The 13475-nt window shown below is 69.5% G+C and carries 16 protein-coding genes; 7 read left to right on the plus strand and 9 right to left on the minus strand.

Features of this window, described 5'->3' with window-relative positions:
- Positions 1 to 21: 21 nt before the first annotated feature.
- Positions 22 to 834 (minus strand): SDR family oxidoreductase, encoded by an 813-nt coding sequence (locus tag KIS93_RS06660; RefSeq protein ID WP_186403938.1) that lies wholly within the window; start codon positions 832 to 834, stop codon positions 22 to 24.
- Between the two features lie 279 nt (positions 835 to 1113).
- Between KIS93_RS06660 and KIS93_RS06665 the strand changes: the two genes are divergently transcribed.
- A complete protein-coding gene (locus KIS93_RS06665; RefSeq protein WP_155127116.1) occupies positions 1114 to 1923 on the plus strand; it encodes a hypothetical protein in 810 nt (269 codons plus the stop codon).
- A gap of 14 nt (positions 1924 to 1937) precedes the next feature.
- A complete protein-coding gene (locus KIS93_RS06670; RefSeq protein WP_080038623.1) occupies positions 1938 to 2486 on the plus strand; it encodes a DUF6817 domain-containing protein in 549 nt (182 codons plus the stop codon).
- A 44-nt stretch (positions 2487 to 2530) separates the two neighbouring features.
- Here KIS93_RS06670 and KIS93_RS06675 read toward each other — a convergent pair whose 3' ends face one another.
- The 6 genes from KIS93_RS06675 to KIS93_RS06695 form a co-directional block, all read right to left on the minus strand.
- Positions 2531 to 3256 (minus strand): CPBP family intramembrane glutamic endopeptidase, encoded by a 726-nt coding sequence (locus tag KIS93_RS06675; RefSeq protein WP_155127122.1) that lies wholly within the window; start codon positions 3254 to 3256, stop codon positions 2531 to 2533.
- Between the two features lie 76 nt (positions 3257 to 3332).
- Positions 3333 to 4007 (minus strand): dTMP kinase, encoded by a 675-nt coding sequence (locus KIS93_RS06680; protein ID WP_155127125.1) that lies wholly within the window; start codon positions 4005 to 4007, stop codon positions 3333 to 3335.
- A 21-nt stretch (positions 4008 to 4028) separates the two neighbouring features.
- Positions 4029 to 4319: a PqqD family protein gene (locus KIS93_RS06685; RefSeq protein WP_186403939.1), complete on the minus strand. Its 291-nt coding sequence runs from the start codon at positions 4317 to 4319 to the stop codon at positions 4029 to 4031.
- 825 nt (positions 4320 to 5144) lie between these two features.
- Positions 5145 to 5798 (minus strand): hypothetical protein, encoded by a 654-nt coding sequence (locus KIS93_RS68855; protein WP_418115086.1) that lies wholly within the window; start codon positions 5796 to 5798, stop codon positions 5145 to 5147.
- 3 nt (positions 5799 to 5801) lie between these two features.
- Positions 5802 to 6359, minus strand: a complete 558-nt coding sequence (locus KIS93_RS06690; RefSeq protein WP_080038628.1) for a hypothetical protein — start codon at positions 6357 to 6359, stop codon at positions 5802 to 5804.
- Positions 6356 to 7156: a hypothetical protein gene (locus KIS93_RS06695; protein WP_080038629.1), complete on the minus strand. Its 801-nt coding sequence runs from the start codon at positions 7154 to 7156 to the stop codon at positions 6356 to 6358. The genes KIS93_RS06690 and KIS93_RS06695 overlap by 4 nt, the downstream gene beginning before the upstream one ends.
- A 251-nt stretch (positions 7157 to 7407) precedes the next feature.
- On the opposite strand from KIS93_RS06695, the gene KIS93_RS06700 reads away from it, so the two are divergent.
- Together KIS93_RS06700 and KIS93_RS06705 are read left to right on the plus strand one after the other, a co-directional pair.
- Positions 7408 to 8412, plus strand: coding sequence for an ArsR/SmtB family transcription factor (locus tag KIS93_RS06700; RefSeq protein WP_186403940.1), 1005 nt, complete (start codon positions 7408 to 7410; stop codon positions 8410 to 8412).
- A 169-nt stretch (positions 8413 to 8581) separates the two neighbouring features.
- A complete protein-coding gene (locus KIS93_RS06705; protein ID WP_080038631.1) occupies positions 8582 to 8851 on the plus strand; it encodes a hypothetical protein in 270 nt (89 codons plus the stop codon).
- Between the two features lie 49 nt (positions 8852 to 8900).
- On the opposite strand, the gene KIS93_RS06710 is transcribed toward KIS93_RS06705, so the two are convergent.
- Positions 8901 to 9851, minus strand: a complete 951-nt coding sequence (locus KIS93_RS06710) for a helix-turn-helix transcriptional regulator (protein WP_155127128.1) — start codon at positions 9849 to 9851, stop codon at positions 8901 to 8903.
- A gap of 221 nt (positions 9852 to 10072) precedes the next feature.
- On the opposite strand from KIS93_RS06710, the gene KIS93_RS06715 reads away from it, so the two are divergent.
- The gene (locus KIS93_RS06715; RefSeq protein ID WP_080038633.1) at positions 10073 to 10306 is read left to right on the plus strand and encodes a heavy-metal-associated domain-containing protein; all 234 of its coding nucleotides are present in this window, start codon (positions 10073 to 10075) and stop codon (positions 10304 to 10306) included.
- 335 nt (positions 10307 to 10641) lie between these two features.
- Positions 10642 to 11766: a serine hydrolase domain-containing protein gene (locus KIS93_RS06720; RefSeq protein ID WP_080038634.1), complete on the plus strand. Its 1125-nt coding sequence runs from the start codon at positions 10642 to 10644 to the stop codon at positions 11764 to 11766.
- A 360-nt stretch (positions 11767 to 12126) separates the two neighbouring features.
- Here KIS93_RS06720 and KIS93_RS06725 read toward each other — a convergent pair whose 3' ends face one another.
- On the minus strand, positions 12127 to 13062 hold the full coding sequence (locus KIS93_RS06725) for a GlxA family transcriptional regulator (RefSeq protein ID WP_080038635.1): 936 nt from the start codon (positions 13060 to 13062) through the stop codon (positions 12127 to 12129).
- A gap of 71 nt (positions 13063 to 13133) precedes the next feature.
- On the opposite strand from KIS93_RS06725, the gene KIS93_RS06730 reads away from it, so the two are divergent.
- Positions 13134 to 13469 (plus strand): cupin domain-containing protein, encoded by a 336-nt coding sequence (locus tag KIS93_RS06730; protein ID WP_080038636.1) that lies wholly within the window; start codon positions 13134 to 13136, stop codon positions 13467 to 13469.
- The last annotated feature ends 6 nt before the right edge of the window (positions 13470 to 13475 follow it).

Genomic DNA, 13475 nt, shown 5'->3' on the forward strand with positions numbered 1-13475 from the left:
GTGTGCTCTCTTCCTGGTCGCCTACCGCGCGAAACTGACCGGCAGCCCTCCATCGACACCGATGATCGCGCCGGTGGTGGCTCGGCTGAGCGGGGACAGCAGAAACATGATCGCGTTGGCGACGTCCGCCGGGGTCACTCGCACGCCCAGGAGGGTGCGCCTGGCGTAGAAGTCGGGAAGCTCGTCCACGCTGACCCCGTGGGACTGGGCCTTCTCCGCCGACAGGGTCTCCTCCCAGAACTTCGAGCCGTCGAAGACCGCGCCGGGGTTGATGGTGTTCGCCCGGATGCCCAGCTTGGCCCCTTCGAGCGCGAAGAGCCGGGCGAGCTGGAGCACCGCGCCCTTGGCGACCGGGTAGCCGCCGAAGCCCGTGCTGGGCGCCACCGCGTGCTTGGAGGCCACGTACACCAGCGAGCACTGGGTGTCGGTCCGGTGCGCGCTGCGGTGCCGCAACACGGCCTGCGAGAGCGGCAGATGCACGCTCAGGTTGCGGGCCAGGTCCTGGCCGAAGACCTCCATACTGAGCTCGGCCATCGAACCGGTCGAGGACGTGCCGGCCGCGAACACCACGCCGTCGAGCCGCCCGCTGACCATGGCCAGCTCGAAGGCCTCCGCGGCGACCTCCGGCAACGACACGTCACCGCACACGACCGTCACGTCTCCGTCGACGCTCTTGACCGCGTCGGTGTTGACGTCCACCGCCACGACCGAGGAACCCGCCGCGAGTAAGTGCTCGACCGTGCACAGACCGATGCCGGAACCGCCGCCGGTGACGATGAAGGTCTTGCCGCCCAGAGCGAGCGGACCATGGAGGTCGAGACTTGAATCCGACACGAGCCAGTTCCTCTCGTCTTCGATTCGCGATCCTCTCTGAACCGCTAGGGAATGGACATTGCTGCCCAGTGCGGCGCACTTGGCAGAGACCATATATGCGTGTGATCAGAATGACCAGACTTATGTTGACAAAAAGATGTGATCCCATGTGACGAAGGAGGCGGTAAGGGCCACGGAGGGTATCTTGACTAACGTTTGTCACAACTGCGACACTGCTCCCCGTACTGCTGCCCCCTGGGCGAGTGGGGCGATGACTTCCTGCAAGAGCGAGGACGCACCATGAATGCGGAACGAGCGACCCCCGACCTCCTCGACGGCCTCCTCAAGGAACGCTGCGGAAGTAGTGTGGCCGAACTGGTCGAAGATGTGCGGCTCAATGGCGACGAGACGTTCTTCTGGAGCGGTTCGTGGGTCGAGGGATTCGCTAATTCACGCTCCGACCTGGACCTTTATCTCATCAGTCCGGATCCGGGCCGCACCAGTGGCGTACCGCAGGTCACCGGCCCGGGCATGCCGCCGATGTACATGACGCTCACGCCGGGCCGGACCAAGATAGACCTCACCGTGGTCCCGGTCGAGCTGCTGGTCAAGCTGAATGGCTTCCTCACGGCTTTCAACGGCGAGACCGATTACCCCACGGCGTGGAGCGACAACTTCCGGGAGTTCGTGCACCGGCTGAGCATCGGGGTGCCGCTGGCGAACGCCGAACGGTTCGACGAGATTCAGCGGGGCGTGGACTTCATGAAGTTCCGCCAGTACCTCATGCGTTTCTACCAGAACCGGGCCGACGGCCTGTTCGACGACGCTCAAGGACTTCTCGACGAAGGCGACGTCGTCTCGGCGTACTTTGTCGCCAGGCAACGGGTGGAAGCCGCCATCGACATGTATCTCGCCGCGAACGGCGAGACCAACACCCGGGTCGACAAATGGCGGTGGAAGAAGCTCAAGAGGCTGCTGGCCGACGACACTTCTCTCGCTGACCGCTTCCTTGACTGCGAAGCCATCGGCGGGACGGTCCACGGAGACACCTTGGCCCTGACCCAGCGGTGTCTCCAGTTCGGTGACGAAATCATTCTGAAGGCGATCTGAGGCGTCGAGCAGTGATGACGAACATCGACCGAAACGCCGTCGTGCAGTTCCTGGAAGAGCGGGGAACCGCGCGAATCAAACTGCATCATCGCTCCTTGCTGGACCACCTCGTCGGGACCGAGCAACTGCTGCGCAGCTGGGGCTGCCCGGACGACGTCGCCATCGCCGGCCTGTGCCACGCCGTGTACGGCACCGACGGTCTCGTCGCGCCGCTGGTCGAGCTGGCGGACCGGCCGAAGCTGAGCGCGCTCATCGGCGACGCCGCGGAGTCGGCCGTCCACCTGTACGGATGTTGCGACCGCAAGTTCGTCTATCCCCAGCTCGGCAACGGTGCCGAGGTGACCTGGCGCGATCGCTTCACCGGCAGGGAGTGGGTGGTCGACGCGGCCGAGCTGGCCACGTTCACGCTCCTGACCTGGGCGAACGCCCTCGAAGCGGCGGGAGCCGGCACCGACGGGGACTGGTCGGCGGTCTCCTACCTGTTCCTCCTGACAGCCGACCTGGTAGGCCCGCAGCCGAAGCAGGCGGCGACCGAGATCCTCGGGGTCGACTTCGCCGCCTGAGCCGCGCCGTGACCACCACCGTGAGCACCGCCGTGAGCACCGCATCACGGCTCACCGCGGCGGTAGGGGTTGACGTGGTAGCGCCAGGCGACCTGCGCCACCGGAAAGAGGTTGTAGACCACGTGCCCGAGCAGGGCCGCCCACAACGACCCCGTCACGAACATGATCGTGGCCAGCGCCGTGGACAGCACGGTGATCCGGACGACATAGGCGCGGTCGAGCACCGCGCCTGCCCAGCGGTTGCCCAGGTGCTCCACGACGAACAGCACCGTCGACACGACGATCACCGCCCACCCGATGGTGGGCCTGAGGAACTCGAAGACCACCCCCCGGTAGAACAGCTCCTGCCCGATCGCCGCGGCCTGCAACTGGTAGCTGCGCAGCGCCGCCGTGGTCAAGTGCAGCGGCGGCATGATCTCGAGGAACTCCCGATCGAAGCCGACGCGCAGCTGCCGCCAGTTGCTGGCGTACACAGCCACCGCGGTGGTGACGGCGAGGGCGGCGCCGGCCCAGTCCCAGGTCAACGGCGGGCGGGCGGCCACGGTCCAGGCCACGTAGGGCAGGAAGAACAGGACGAACGGCGAGGCGAAGAGAAGCTCCGACGCCCAGCCGTCCATCGACAGACTTCGCCGCCGGACGGCGGGCGCGATCAGCTGCATGGCCCAGACGGTCGCCACGGCGGCCAGCACGGTGGCCGCCGCGGGCATCTGCGCCACCCAGAAGACGATCGCCCCGAGTGTCACGGCCGCCGGCAGCGCGACGGTGCGCATCGTGAAGATCGGAGGAGGCGCCGAGGTCGTGCGTGGCGGCGGGTAGACCCGGGCGAGGCGTGGAGGCACTACCGCCTCACTTCCGGTCGTCCGCCGCACGAGTGCCGCGGCTCTCCGCGATCGTACGGATGCCGTCGACCGCGGATCTGGCGAGCTCGTCGGCGGCCATCGTCCCGTCCAAGACCATCTGTGGAATGCCTTTGACTTGGTCGTGCAGGTCCTCCAGAACCCGCTGCTGGAAGTCCGCGAACGCGGGGTACGTCGTGTCGTCGCCGGCCACCTCGAACACGGTGGGCGGGCCGTTGCGCCGCCACGCCTCCTCCAGCGGGACATCGAGCCAGACGATCAGATCCGGCTCCGGCAGCAGGTCCGCGAGCCCATCCAGGATGGAGGAGCTGGACGGGTTGTGAATAAATTCCTTGGCCGCCGGCCGGTACCAGTAAGAATCGCTCAGGACGATACGGTTCTCGGCCAGGGCGGGGCGGATATGGTATTCCCACTCAAGCGCGATGATATGCAGGAAGTAGGACGTCCGCACCATGGGCGCCATATGCTGAACATATTCGCGCGGGTGCGTCTGTAATGCCCAGTTGTAGCATTCCAGCCGCTCGATGGGATACAGGTCCTCCGGCTGCAACGAGGTGAATCGCCATTCCGGGGCCAGTGATTTCATCCGCGTGGTGAGCGTGGTCTTCCCGGCGCCGTCAGGGCCGAGCAGTACTGCGAGGAAGCCATTGCTGATGGAATCCATCGAGGTCGCGACCGGTCTCGGCTACGCGGGCGCGACGATCTCTAGGGCACCGAGGCTTTCCAGCTCTTCGAGGAGCTCTACCACGTCCGCACGGATGTCTTCCTCGTCGGCGTCGTATTCCTCGGTTATCTGCTTGACGATGTCGGCCACGGAGGCGGTGCCCGTACACAGCATCCAGACCGATTCCGCGGTCTGATTGAGCTCCAGCCCGCCGGATTCAAGGATGAGTACTACTCGGCCGCCGACGCGACGAACGCGCGTTCCGTCTTGACGGCGCGGACGAGCAGCGGTGTCAAGGACCTCACCAGACAACGTTGGAACTCCCGTCTCACAGGGCTCGCTTGTAACGATTGGATGCTATACCACGTTCTGTCAAATTTGCAGTGGCTTCGTTGATATTTGTGGATGAATCCTGAGTGACGTCTGAGTGGGTGTCGCGGCGCCGGAAGCCGATGGCGTGTGAACGGCGGTGTCACCCCTAAAGGCGCTCCGTGAATGGCCAGCTCAGAAAGGGTGGCAGCGAACGGGTCAGCTGCTGGGATAGCGCTGTCAAGGTGTTTGTCACGTTCCATTCGGACGTGTGGCCCGGTCGGCACAAAGCGGCCTCGGGCGGTTGTGAGCTCGCTGTCTTGACCCGTATCGCCTGGCTGGAGAAATGCCCCTCGTCACCGCGACGCGCTCGCTCCTCAGCCGCTGTTGATAGCGGAGCCCGGGCTCGGCAGTGTGGGCGGCGGGCCGCGTCGGGGTTCCGTGAGCAGGTGCGGCCGGGGGCGGCTGTCTGGCGCCGTCGATCAGGTGACGCCGCGCAGTGCCTTCTGAACAGCGGAGAGGGCTTCCTCGTCCGAGGCTCCGGCCTGGTGTGCCGCGGCGGCCAACTCCCTCGCCGCGCTCTCCAGACGCAGCCGGTCGGTCGTGCCCGTGACGAGACATCCCACGCTCCCGACCGGGTTGCGGTGTGGAGGTGGTCGATGCGACCCGGATGTTCTCCGAGGACCAGTTGAAGCGGCTGCGGTCCTTCCCGGACATCAGCCGTGAGGATCTGAGTCGGTACTTCACCCTGGCGTCCGCCGGCGTCGCCTTCATCGACCCGGGCCGCGGTCGCGCGTCAGCCGGTTCACCCCGAACGGGGCGTCCTCGTCATCCGGCGACGGCGGGATGTCGCGCTGGACTTGGGCCGGAGGGCCCGGGCCGCCGGGGAGGGGCGCGGCTCGTGCGTGACGGCGAGCAGCGGGTCCGGCAGTCGTGGGCGCGTTTTCGGGCAGATGCCCGCGTCAGGGTGGACCGGATGTCGCAGAGCGGATCCTCCCGTACGGCGGCGGGCTGTCGGGCATGCTCTACTCGATCGCCGAGGCGGCACCTGGAGTGATCGTGGTCGGCGGCTCCGACGGCGGCCACCGCCCAGGCCGAGGTCGCCGGGGAGCGGGTGGCGAGCATCGGCTTGTCCCGGGGCGCGGAGCTCGCGCTCCAGGTCGGCGCGCTGGACCGGCGGGTGGCCGCGGTCGTGGCCGGCGCGCCGAGCAGCATGCGGCAGGTCCCACAGGCGGGCGGTGTGGTCCCAAGCTCGCGGTGGCCGTCGGGGCTGAAGGCGACGTCGTTGACGTTGTGGCGGTGCCCGGTGAGCACGGCCAGCGGCTCGGGACGGTGCCGGTCGGCGATCCGCCACAGCCGGGCCGTGCCGTCGCGTCCGCCGTGGCCGGCAATCGTGCGGGGCCGGTGGCGAGGCGAGTGCTGATCCCCGATGACAGGGGCCCGGAGGACCGCCAGGTCCTCCGGGCCCCTGATCGGCGCCAGCGGTCATCTGTTGTTGTTGCCGCACCAGTCGACCCAGACGTGGCCGCTGCCGTTGTCGTGCACGCGCCTGCCCAGCGGGCTGCGCTGCCACGCGTCGGCGCCGTCGTTCACCCAGGAGAACACGTAGTTCACGTCCCTGCGGCGCAGGTCCCAGTAATCGCCGTTGCCGATGCACGCGTAGGCGCTGCCCGACCAGATCGCGTAGTCATAGATGTTCACGTCGTCGTACGGGCCGGGGTAGCCGTTGTTCCACACCACGTCCACCGTGTTGTTCCAGCCGTCCGGCCAGCCGTCGAAGGAGGCGTCACCCGAGTAGAGCAGCGCCTTGTTCATGTCGTCGGACCACACGTAGAAGTTGCCGTCGGCGTTGAGCGCGCGCACCGGCAGCTCTGATTGGATCTTCGGCTTGCCTACGGGCCGCTCCGGCTTGGCCGCCTTGACGGCGGGCTCGATCACCTGGGAGGTGGGCACGGGAGCCGGTTCGGCGTGGGCCGCCGTCGAGACGGTCATCGTCGCGGCGACGGCCATGGTGCCGAGAAAGGCGTTCCTGAGAATCTTCACGATGAGGGTTCCTCTTTATCTGGTGAGTTCTGGTTGGTGAGTGTTTTCCTGATGAGCGCGCGTGCCCTGGGCAGCGCCGCCTCGCGCAGGTCGCGGGCGTTGCGGTATTCGGCGGGGTATTGCGCCTCCAGGGCGGAGGCGTTGGCCGCGTCGAGATCGCGAGCGGTTCGTGACAATCCGGAGGAGCCCGCGCAGCGGGCTTCCGCCGTCGCGACCAGCCGGTCACGGGCCTCCGCGCCGGCCTCCTGGTCGGCCAGGCGCTGCCTGCGCAGGGCCAGAGGTGTGTCCGCCGTGATCCCGGCCGCTTTCATGCAGGCGGACCAGCGTTGACGGGCGGCCACGTAGGCGGGGGCGGCCTGGGTCCGGCCGACGCGCATCTGGATGAGCGTCCGGGTGACCCTGCTGGCGCGGAACCAGCGCGCCTTGTCCCCGTAGAGCTCCTGCCACGCCTGGGCCACACAGCCGTTGGCACTGTGGCCGACCGTGCCGCCGACGGGCAGTTCCGCCTCGATGACCGCGGCACGGTCGCCGTGATAAGCGGTCAGCCAGGCGCGCCGTCGTTCCTCCGGCAGGCCGTGGAAGTAGTCCCGCGAAGGGGCGGCGGCCCTTTCCAGCTCCTTTCTCGCCGCTCTGCCGTACCCGTTCTCCCGCGCCCATTCCTCGTCGTCGACGACATAGGGAAACCGATCCATGTCCGGCGTCCTGCTTTCGGGCTCCGGCCAGTACCGCAGATTCCGCCCGCTCATGCAGGCGCCGATGAGAACCTGCTCGGCTTGATGGAGAATGCCGGTTTCCACGGGCGCCGCCGCACATCCGCAAAGCACGGCCAGCCCAACCAGGGCATGCCTCAACTGTCGTCCTGACACGTGAATCCCCCCGAGGGTGACGGGCCTGAGGCCGAATCGGGCCGTCTTCCGCGGAAAGCCGGCCCACTCACTGTCGCAGGAAGAATTCAGGCGTTGTGAGACTTGTAAGTCGTGGCTTAATCGCGCCGTTCAGGGACATGCGCGACCGGTCTGCGGCGGGGCGGCGTACACGTGGGGGGCGGATGCACCGGATCCATTTCACGAGCGACGACCTGGCACGCGTCCGGGTGGCGGCGACGTTGGGCCCGATGGCCGAGACGCTGTTCAGCCTGACCGCGCTGCGGGGGCGGTCGGGGGAGGCGACGTTCGGCGCGTGGCGGCGCCGGGCCCGCGCCGGGCTGGATTCCAGATACGCGGTCCTGGGGGCCGTCCTGCCCCCAGGAGGACCCAGTTTCGACCTGGCCAACCTGGCCGGGCCCGGACGCGACTTCGCCGAGAGCGCCGAGAACTTCCTGGCCAGGAGCCGGCACGCGGTGCGGGCGGAGCTCGACTACTACGCCGACCATCACGGCCGGGTGCCGGCGGCGCTGGCCGCGCTCGTCGACAGCCCGGCCGCCCGCCGGGAGCTGCTGTCCAGGGTGGAGAGCTACCATCAGGCCGCTGTCGAGCCCCACTGGAACCGCATCCAGGCACACCTCGCCGCCGAACGCACCCGGCGTGGCACGATCATGCTCGACCAGGGCGTCGATGGTCTGCTGTCCACCCTGCATCCGGACATCCGCTGGGCGCCGCCGACGCTCTACATCCGCAACGGCGACGAGACCCCTGCCGAGCTGACGCTCGACGGGCGAGGGCTGCTGCTGGTGTCGTCGTTCTTCCTGCGGGTTCCCACAGTGATGTACGACCCGAGGAGCCTCACCGGCGGCTTCCTGTTCTACCCGGCCGCCCTCGGCGCCGAGCAGGCCGCGAGCGTCTGGACGACCGGGACGTCGTCGAGCGCGCTGGCCGGCCTTCTGGGCCGCACCCGCGCGGCGATCCTCACCGCCATCGCCGACGGCGTGACCGGCACCGGCGTCCTGGCCAGGCGTCTCGACGTCTCCTCGGCGGCGGTCAGCCAGCACACCGCCGTACTGCGTGAGGCGGGCCTGATCACCACGCTCCGCCATCACGGCACCGTCCAGCACCACCCCACGCCGACCGGCCTGGCCCTCCTCGACCGGCCTGACACACCCCACGCCGGCCCTTGACGCCGTCCTCGGCACCGCCCGGGCACGCGATGTCCGGCGGGAGCCGGACGACCTCGCCACCGCACACGGCACGACCGCCGCCCTGAGCGTCGGACTCGTCCCCGGCGTCACCAACCTGCTGGCCCGCCTGGTCGCCGAGCGGTCACCGGGCAGTGACCTGCGCATCGGCGTGCTGCTCGGCTCGGGGGAGCACCCGTACCGTGCACCGCTTCCCTTCTCCGACCAGTACACGCTGCCCCGCACGATCGCCGTGCCGTCCGCCCGCACGGGCCTGTGCCTCGACTCCCGCCTGTTCACCATGCTGCTGGCCGCCGCCCGGCGGCCCGCGATCGAGAAGCTGCTGCGCCGTCCCCGGACACGCGAGCTGCTGCTCACGGCGCTGACGCGGATCCACCTTGGCGGTGGCGGCTTCGCCGTCACGGTCGGCGCCGGCCGGTGACGGGTTCGTCCTCGACGGCGATGACTGAATCGCGCGGCAGGCTCGCCGGTCAGCCGGGGTCGAGCCAGCCGAGTCGTGCCGCCCGCACGCCTGCCTGGAACCGGCTGCTCGCGCCCAGCACCGCCGTCAGCTCGCCGACCAGCCGGGTGATGGTCCGCGTCGAGACGCCCATGCTGCGCGCGATGGCGGAGTCCTTCGCCCCCGCTGCGAGCATGCGCAGCACGGCGAGCTGCTGCTCGGTGAGCGACACGCCATCGGTCGACCGTGGGACGTCCTCGGGCTCGGAGGCCGTCGTCCAGCAGTAGTCGTAGATCGCCGCCAGCGACTTCACCACGCCTCCACCGCGAATCAGCACGGTGCCCGCCTGCAGCGACTCCGGATCGGCCTGGACGACGGCGGTGTGGCGGTCGTAGATGAGCATGCGCGTAGGGATCACAGGCGTGACCCGCACCTCGATGCCGCACCTGCGCCATTCACCCATGAACTCCCGGATCAGCGGGTTCGACATGGCGATCTGCGCGTGCAGAGCACGCAACCGTACGCCGTTGCGGGCGGTGGTCTCGCTGCGGGCCAGGCCGGCCTCCAGCGACTCGCGGGTCCACGGCGCGATCGGATGCATGCCGAGCACTTCGTGTTCAGCCTGTTCGGCCAGCTCGTCAATGCGCTCGGACAGGTGCTCGCGGCGGTCGGGCCAGGGGAAGAACTCCACATGCGCGTGGCTGTCCGCCGGTCCGGACAGGCCGAGATAGTGCTTCGCCAGCGAAGCCGTCTTGACGTGCTGCTCGATCACGCTGTCGAGCAGCCGGTGGCTGCTCTGCAGGCTCCGGTTGAGCGCGGTGGCGACGTCGGCAGCGGTCTGCGTCTCAGGATTCAGCAGCTGGAGCCGGACGAGCTGGGAGCGAGCCCGGTCGATGTCCGCCGCCGCCAGGCGCAGCTCCTCGGCGGCCTCGGGCAACGACTCTCCTCGGTCCCGCATGCGGGCGTACAAGGAACGCGCCACGCTGTCATCCGCAGCAAGCGGCCCCCCGTCCACCACCGAACTCCCTCCCTAGCGCCGGCTCAACGCTGAACAGTGGCACATTCGGCCCTTTGTGGCAAAGGTTCCGGTTTTCGCCATGTCGTGTTTCGGAAGCGTCTGATGCCTCCACGCCGGTGCTTCCGTGCAGCACGATCTGTTCTGACGCGGCGCAGTACTCGCCGTGAAGCAGAAGGAGGGATCCGATGATCACTGTTGCCTACAGCCTCGTCGCTTATCGCATCGCCGGCCTGTCCCCGGAGACCTGCGGCCACTGTCTGGCCGCCATCAAGTCGGAGCTCATCCAGGTGCCGGGAGTCGTCGGTGTGGAGGTCGATCCGGCTGAGGGGCGGGTCAGCGTCCTGACTGATGGCCCTGTCGGCGAGGAACAGGTCCGCGTGGCGGTGGAAGCCGCCGGTTGCGCCGTCGCGGACTCCTGAGAGTTCGGGCACCGGGGTCCGCCGGCAGCGTTCTGGTGGACCCCACTTCAGTCGCCCGACTCTGACGCAGATCAGGGCTACGGTGACGACACGCGTGCAGGGTGCTGTGCAACAGGACATCCTGGACAGGAGGGGCAGTGTGGGGGAGATGGTCGCCGCCATGGCGCACTCCCCGGCGCTGCTGGAGGGCTACCTGAACCTGTCCCGCGCCACAAGCTGCCGCAGGCCCTCGGCGAGAAGGTCTCGCTCACCGATGCCGACGTCGCCGAGCTGCTGGCGTTGCATACCTGGAGGGGGTATCTTCGGGAGAAGTCGACGTGTGGGAGGCGTGCAGGATGAGTGACGCATTCGCAAGGCCCGGCGAGCCTCAGGTCGAGGGGTTCGTCGCGGACGGATACGACAAGGTGCGCGAGGTCTTCCAGAAGCTCGTCCACGACGGCCGGGAGACAGGGGCCGGCGTGTCGGTCTGGCGCGACGCGCGTGAGGTCGTCCGGCTGAGCGGGGGATGGGCCGACAGCTCGCGGCGCCGCCCCTGGAGTGCCGACACCCTTGTCCAGCCGTACTCGCTGTCGAAGTCCTTCGTGACCCTCGCGGCCCTGGTGGCGGTGCGCGACGGCTCACTGGCCCTCGACGAGCCGGTGGCCAGGTACTGGCCCGAGTACGGGGTCAGGGGCAAGGACCGGACGACGCTGCGCCACGTTCTCACCCACCGGGCCGGCCAGCCGCGCTTCCCGGCGGAGGCGGCCGGCCTCGACCTGCTGGACGACGCCGGGCTGCGCGAGAGCCTGGCCCAGGCGGCGCCCGAGTACGTGCCGGGAACGTCGCTCGGCGAGCACGCGCTGACCTACGGGCATCTGGTGGACGGCATCCTGCGCGCGGGCGCCGGCACCACGCTGGGGGAGACGTTCAACGAGGTCGTGCGGCCCGCGCTCGATCTGGACGCGTGGTTCGGGGTGCCGGACGACCAGCTGGGACGGGTCGCCGACCTGGAGTACGCCGACCCCGACTGGCCCCACCGGCTGCACGCCGCGCCCTGGCTCCAGATCCCGGACGGAACCCTGGACGTCGAGCGGGCGAACTCCCGCGCGTGGCGGCAGACGGTCTTCGGCGCCGTCAACCTGCACACGACCGCCACGGCCATGGCCCGCTTCTTCGCCGAACTGACCGCCGAGGACGGCCCCGTGCGCACCCTGCTCGGCCCCGAACTGCACGCCGAACTGCTCGCCCCGCAGGTCACGGACTTCGACGAGGTCTTCGGCACCAGGATCACCTGGACGCTGGGCTTCGTCCGCGACCACGGCAAGATCGCCAAGGGCGGCATCGGCGGCTCGGCGGCCTGGTGGTCGCGCAGGCACCACCATGGCTGCGCCTACCTGACCCGGCGGCTGGACGATCATTCCAGGGCCGCCGAGATCGCGGCCGCCCTGGGCGACGATTTGACGGTCGTGGGCGAGGACTGAGCCGGATCCGCTCATCGATCGGCGGCGACAGGCTCACGGAGAGCCGGTCTGGCGGAGCCGGCGCAAGATCCGGATCAGGAAAGCCGCCGGCCGGCCGGTCGAGCGCGGCCTGCGTTGGCTGCATCGAGCGGCGCCCCGGTCACCTCCTGGTGAATGGGCCGGTCATGGCGACCGGGCCGCTGCTCGCCGTGCTCCTGCAGCTGGTGTTCAAGCCCTGGCCGTGTGGGCGGGCGTTCGTGCCGCCTGGCGTCGCGGGGATGGTGGTCGTGGTCGCCGTGGAGGTCGGGCTGGTGACCAGTGGCGCGGTGTTCAATGCGGTGCCGGCCGCGTACCGGCTGGGCAACCCTCCTGCCGGCCGGGTCAGGAGATGCGGAAGGCGCGGCGGTAGGCGCCTGGGGTGGTGCCTACCCGGGTGTGGAAGTGGCGGCGGAGGTTGACTGCCGAGGTGAGGCCGACGCGGGTGGCGATCGCCTCCACGGGAAGGTCCGTCTCCTCCAGCAGGGTGCGGGCTTCGGCGATGCGGCGGGACAGGAGCCAGGCGCCCGGGCTCGTGCCCAGGTGGTCGGCGAAGCGGCGGGCCAGGGTGCGGGGGGAGACGTTGAGGTACGCGGCCAGGTCGCCCACCGACAGCGGCGTGGCCAGGCGCGCGGCGGCCCAGGCGAGGAGGCCGTCGAGGGAATCGTCCGGCGGCGCCGACGGGATGTACTGGGTCTGGCCGCCGTCGCGGTGCGGTGGCATGACCATGTGGCGGGCGAGGAGGGCGGCGTAGGCGGCGCCGTGGTCGCGGCGGACCAGGTGGAGGCACAGGTCGATGCCGGCGCCCGCCCCTGCGCTGGTGGCGACGTCGCCGTGGTCCACGTAGAGCTTGTCCGGTTCGACGCGGACCTGCGGGAACTCGCGGCGCAGCCGGGCGGCGCGGGCCCAGTGGGTGGTGGCGGAGCGGCCGTCCAGGAGGCCGGTGCGGGCCAGGGCGAAGACGCCCGAGCAGATCGTGACCAGGCGGGCCCCGCGGGCGTGCGCTCGCAGGAGTGCGCGGCGCACGCGGGGCGGCAGCGGCGCCTCCACCGGCGCCCAGCCGGGGATGATCACGGTGTCGGCGGTCGCGAGCGCGGAGAGGCCGCGGGGGACGGACATCGCGTATCCGGCCGTCGTCGGCACCGGGCCCGGCCTCTCCGCGCACACCTCGAACTCGTAGCGTTGCGGCAGGCCGTCGCGGACGGTGCCGAAGACCTCGGCGGCGCAGCCGAGCTCGAACGTCGACTGCACCGGACGGACCAGCGCCACCACCCGATGCATGGCAGAAAAGTACCCCATGGTGTCATTGCTGACGCTGGCCCGCCCTCGGGCGAACGCGGCACTTTGGGGGCATGTATCCCGAGATTCTGGCCCAGGAGGGCTACACGTCCGTGTCCGTCGACGAAGCCCCGGTCCGGGAGGTCTTCCCCGGGATCCGGCTGCGTCCGCTGTGGAAGGGGCCGACCGGGGCGCACGCCCACGTGCTGGAGATGGACCCGGGCACGTCATGGCCGCGCCGCGACGTCCACGAACCGGGTCCCGAGGAGGTGTACGTGGTCGCGGGCACCTTCAGCGACGGCGCCCGCGACTACCCCGCCGGCACGTTCCTGCACGCCCCGGCCGGAACGTGGCACGTGCCGTCGTCGGCGACCGGCTGCACGCTGTTCCTGTTCTACCCCGAGGGCTGAGGATGC

The sequence above is a fragment of the [Actinomadura] parvosata subsp. kistnae genome (genome assembly GCF_900323885.1).
In the GTDB taxonomy this organism is placed as follows: Bacteria; Actinomycetota; Actinomycetes; order Streptosporangiales; family Streptosporangiaceae; genus Nonomuraea; species Nonomuraea composti.

Coding starts and splice junctions, on each gene's coding strand:
- KIS93_RS06665 (WP_155127116.1), top strand. CDS start 1,114: ATGAATGCGGAACGAGCGACCCCCGACCTCCTCGACGGCCTCCTCAAG.
- KIS93_RS06725 (WP_080038635.1), bottom strand. CDS start 13,062: ATGCATCGGGTGGTGGCGCTGGTCCGTCCGGTGCAGTCGACGTTCGAG.
- KIS93_RS06700 (WP_186403940.1), top strand. CDS start 7,408: ATGCACCGGATCCATTTCACGAGCGACGACCTGGCACGCGTCCGGGTG.
- KIS93_RS06715 (WP_080038633.1), top strand. CDS start 10,073: ATGATCACTGTTGCCTACAGCCTCGTCGCTTATCGCATCGCCGGCCTG.
- KIS93_RS06680 (WP_155127125.1), bottom strand. CDS start 4,007: ATGGATTCCATCAGCAATGGCTTCCTCGCAGTACTGCTCGGCCCTGAC.
- KIS93_RS06720 (WP_080038634.1), top strand. CDS start 10,642: ATGAGTGACGCATTCGCAAGGCCCGGCGAGCCTCAGGTCGAGGGGTTC.
- KIS93_RS06730 (WP_080038636.1), top strand. CDS start 13,134: ATGTATCCCGAGATTCTGGCCCAGGAGGGCTACACGTCCGTGTCCGTC.
- KIS93_RS06675 (WP_155127122.1), bottom strand. CDS start 3,256: ATGCGCACCGTCGCGCTGCCGGCGGCCGTGACACTCGGGGCGATCGTC.
- KIS93_RS06670 (WP_080038623.1), top strand. CDS start 1,938: ATGACGAACATCGACCGAAACGCCGTCGTGCAGTTCCTGGAAGAGCGG.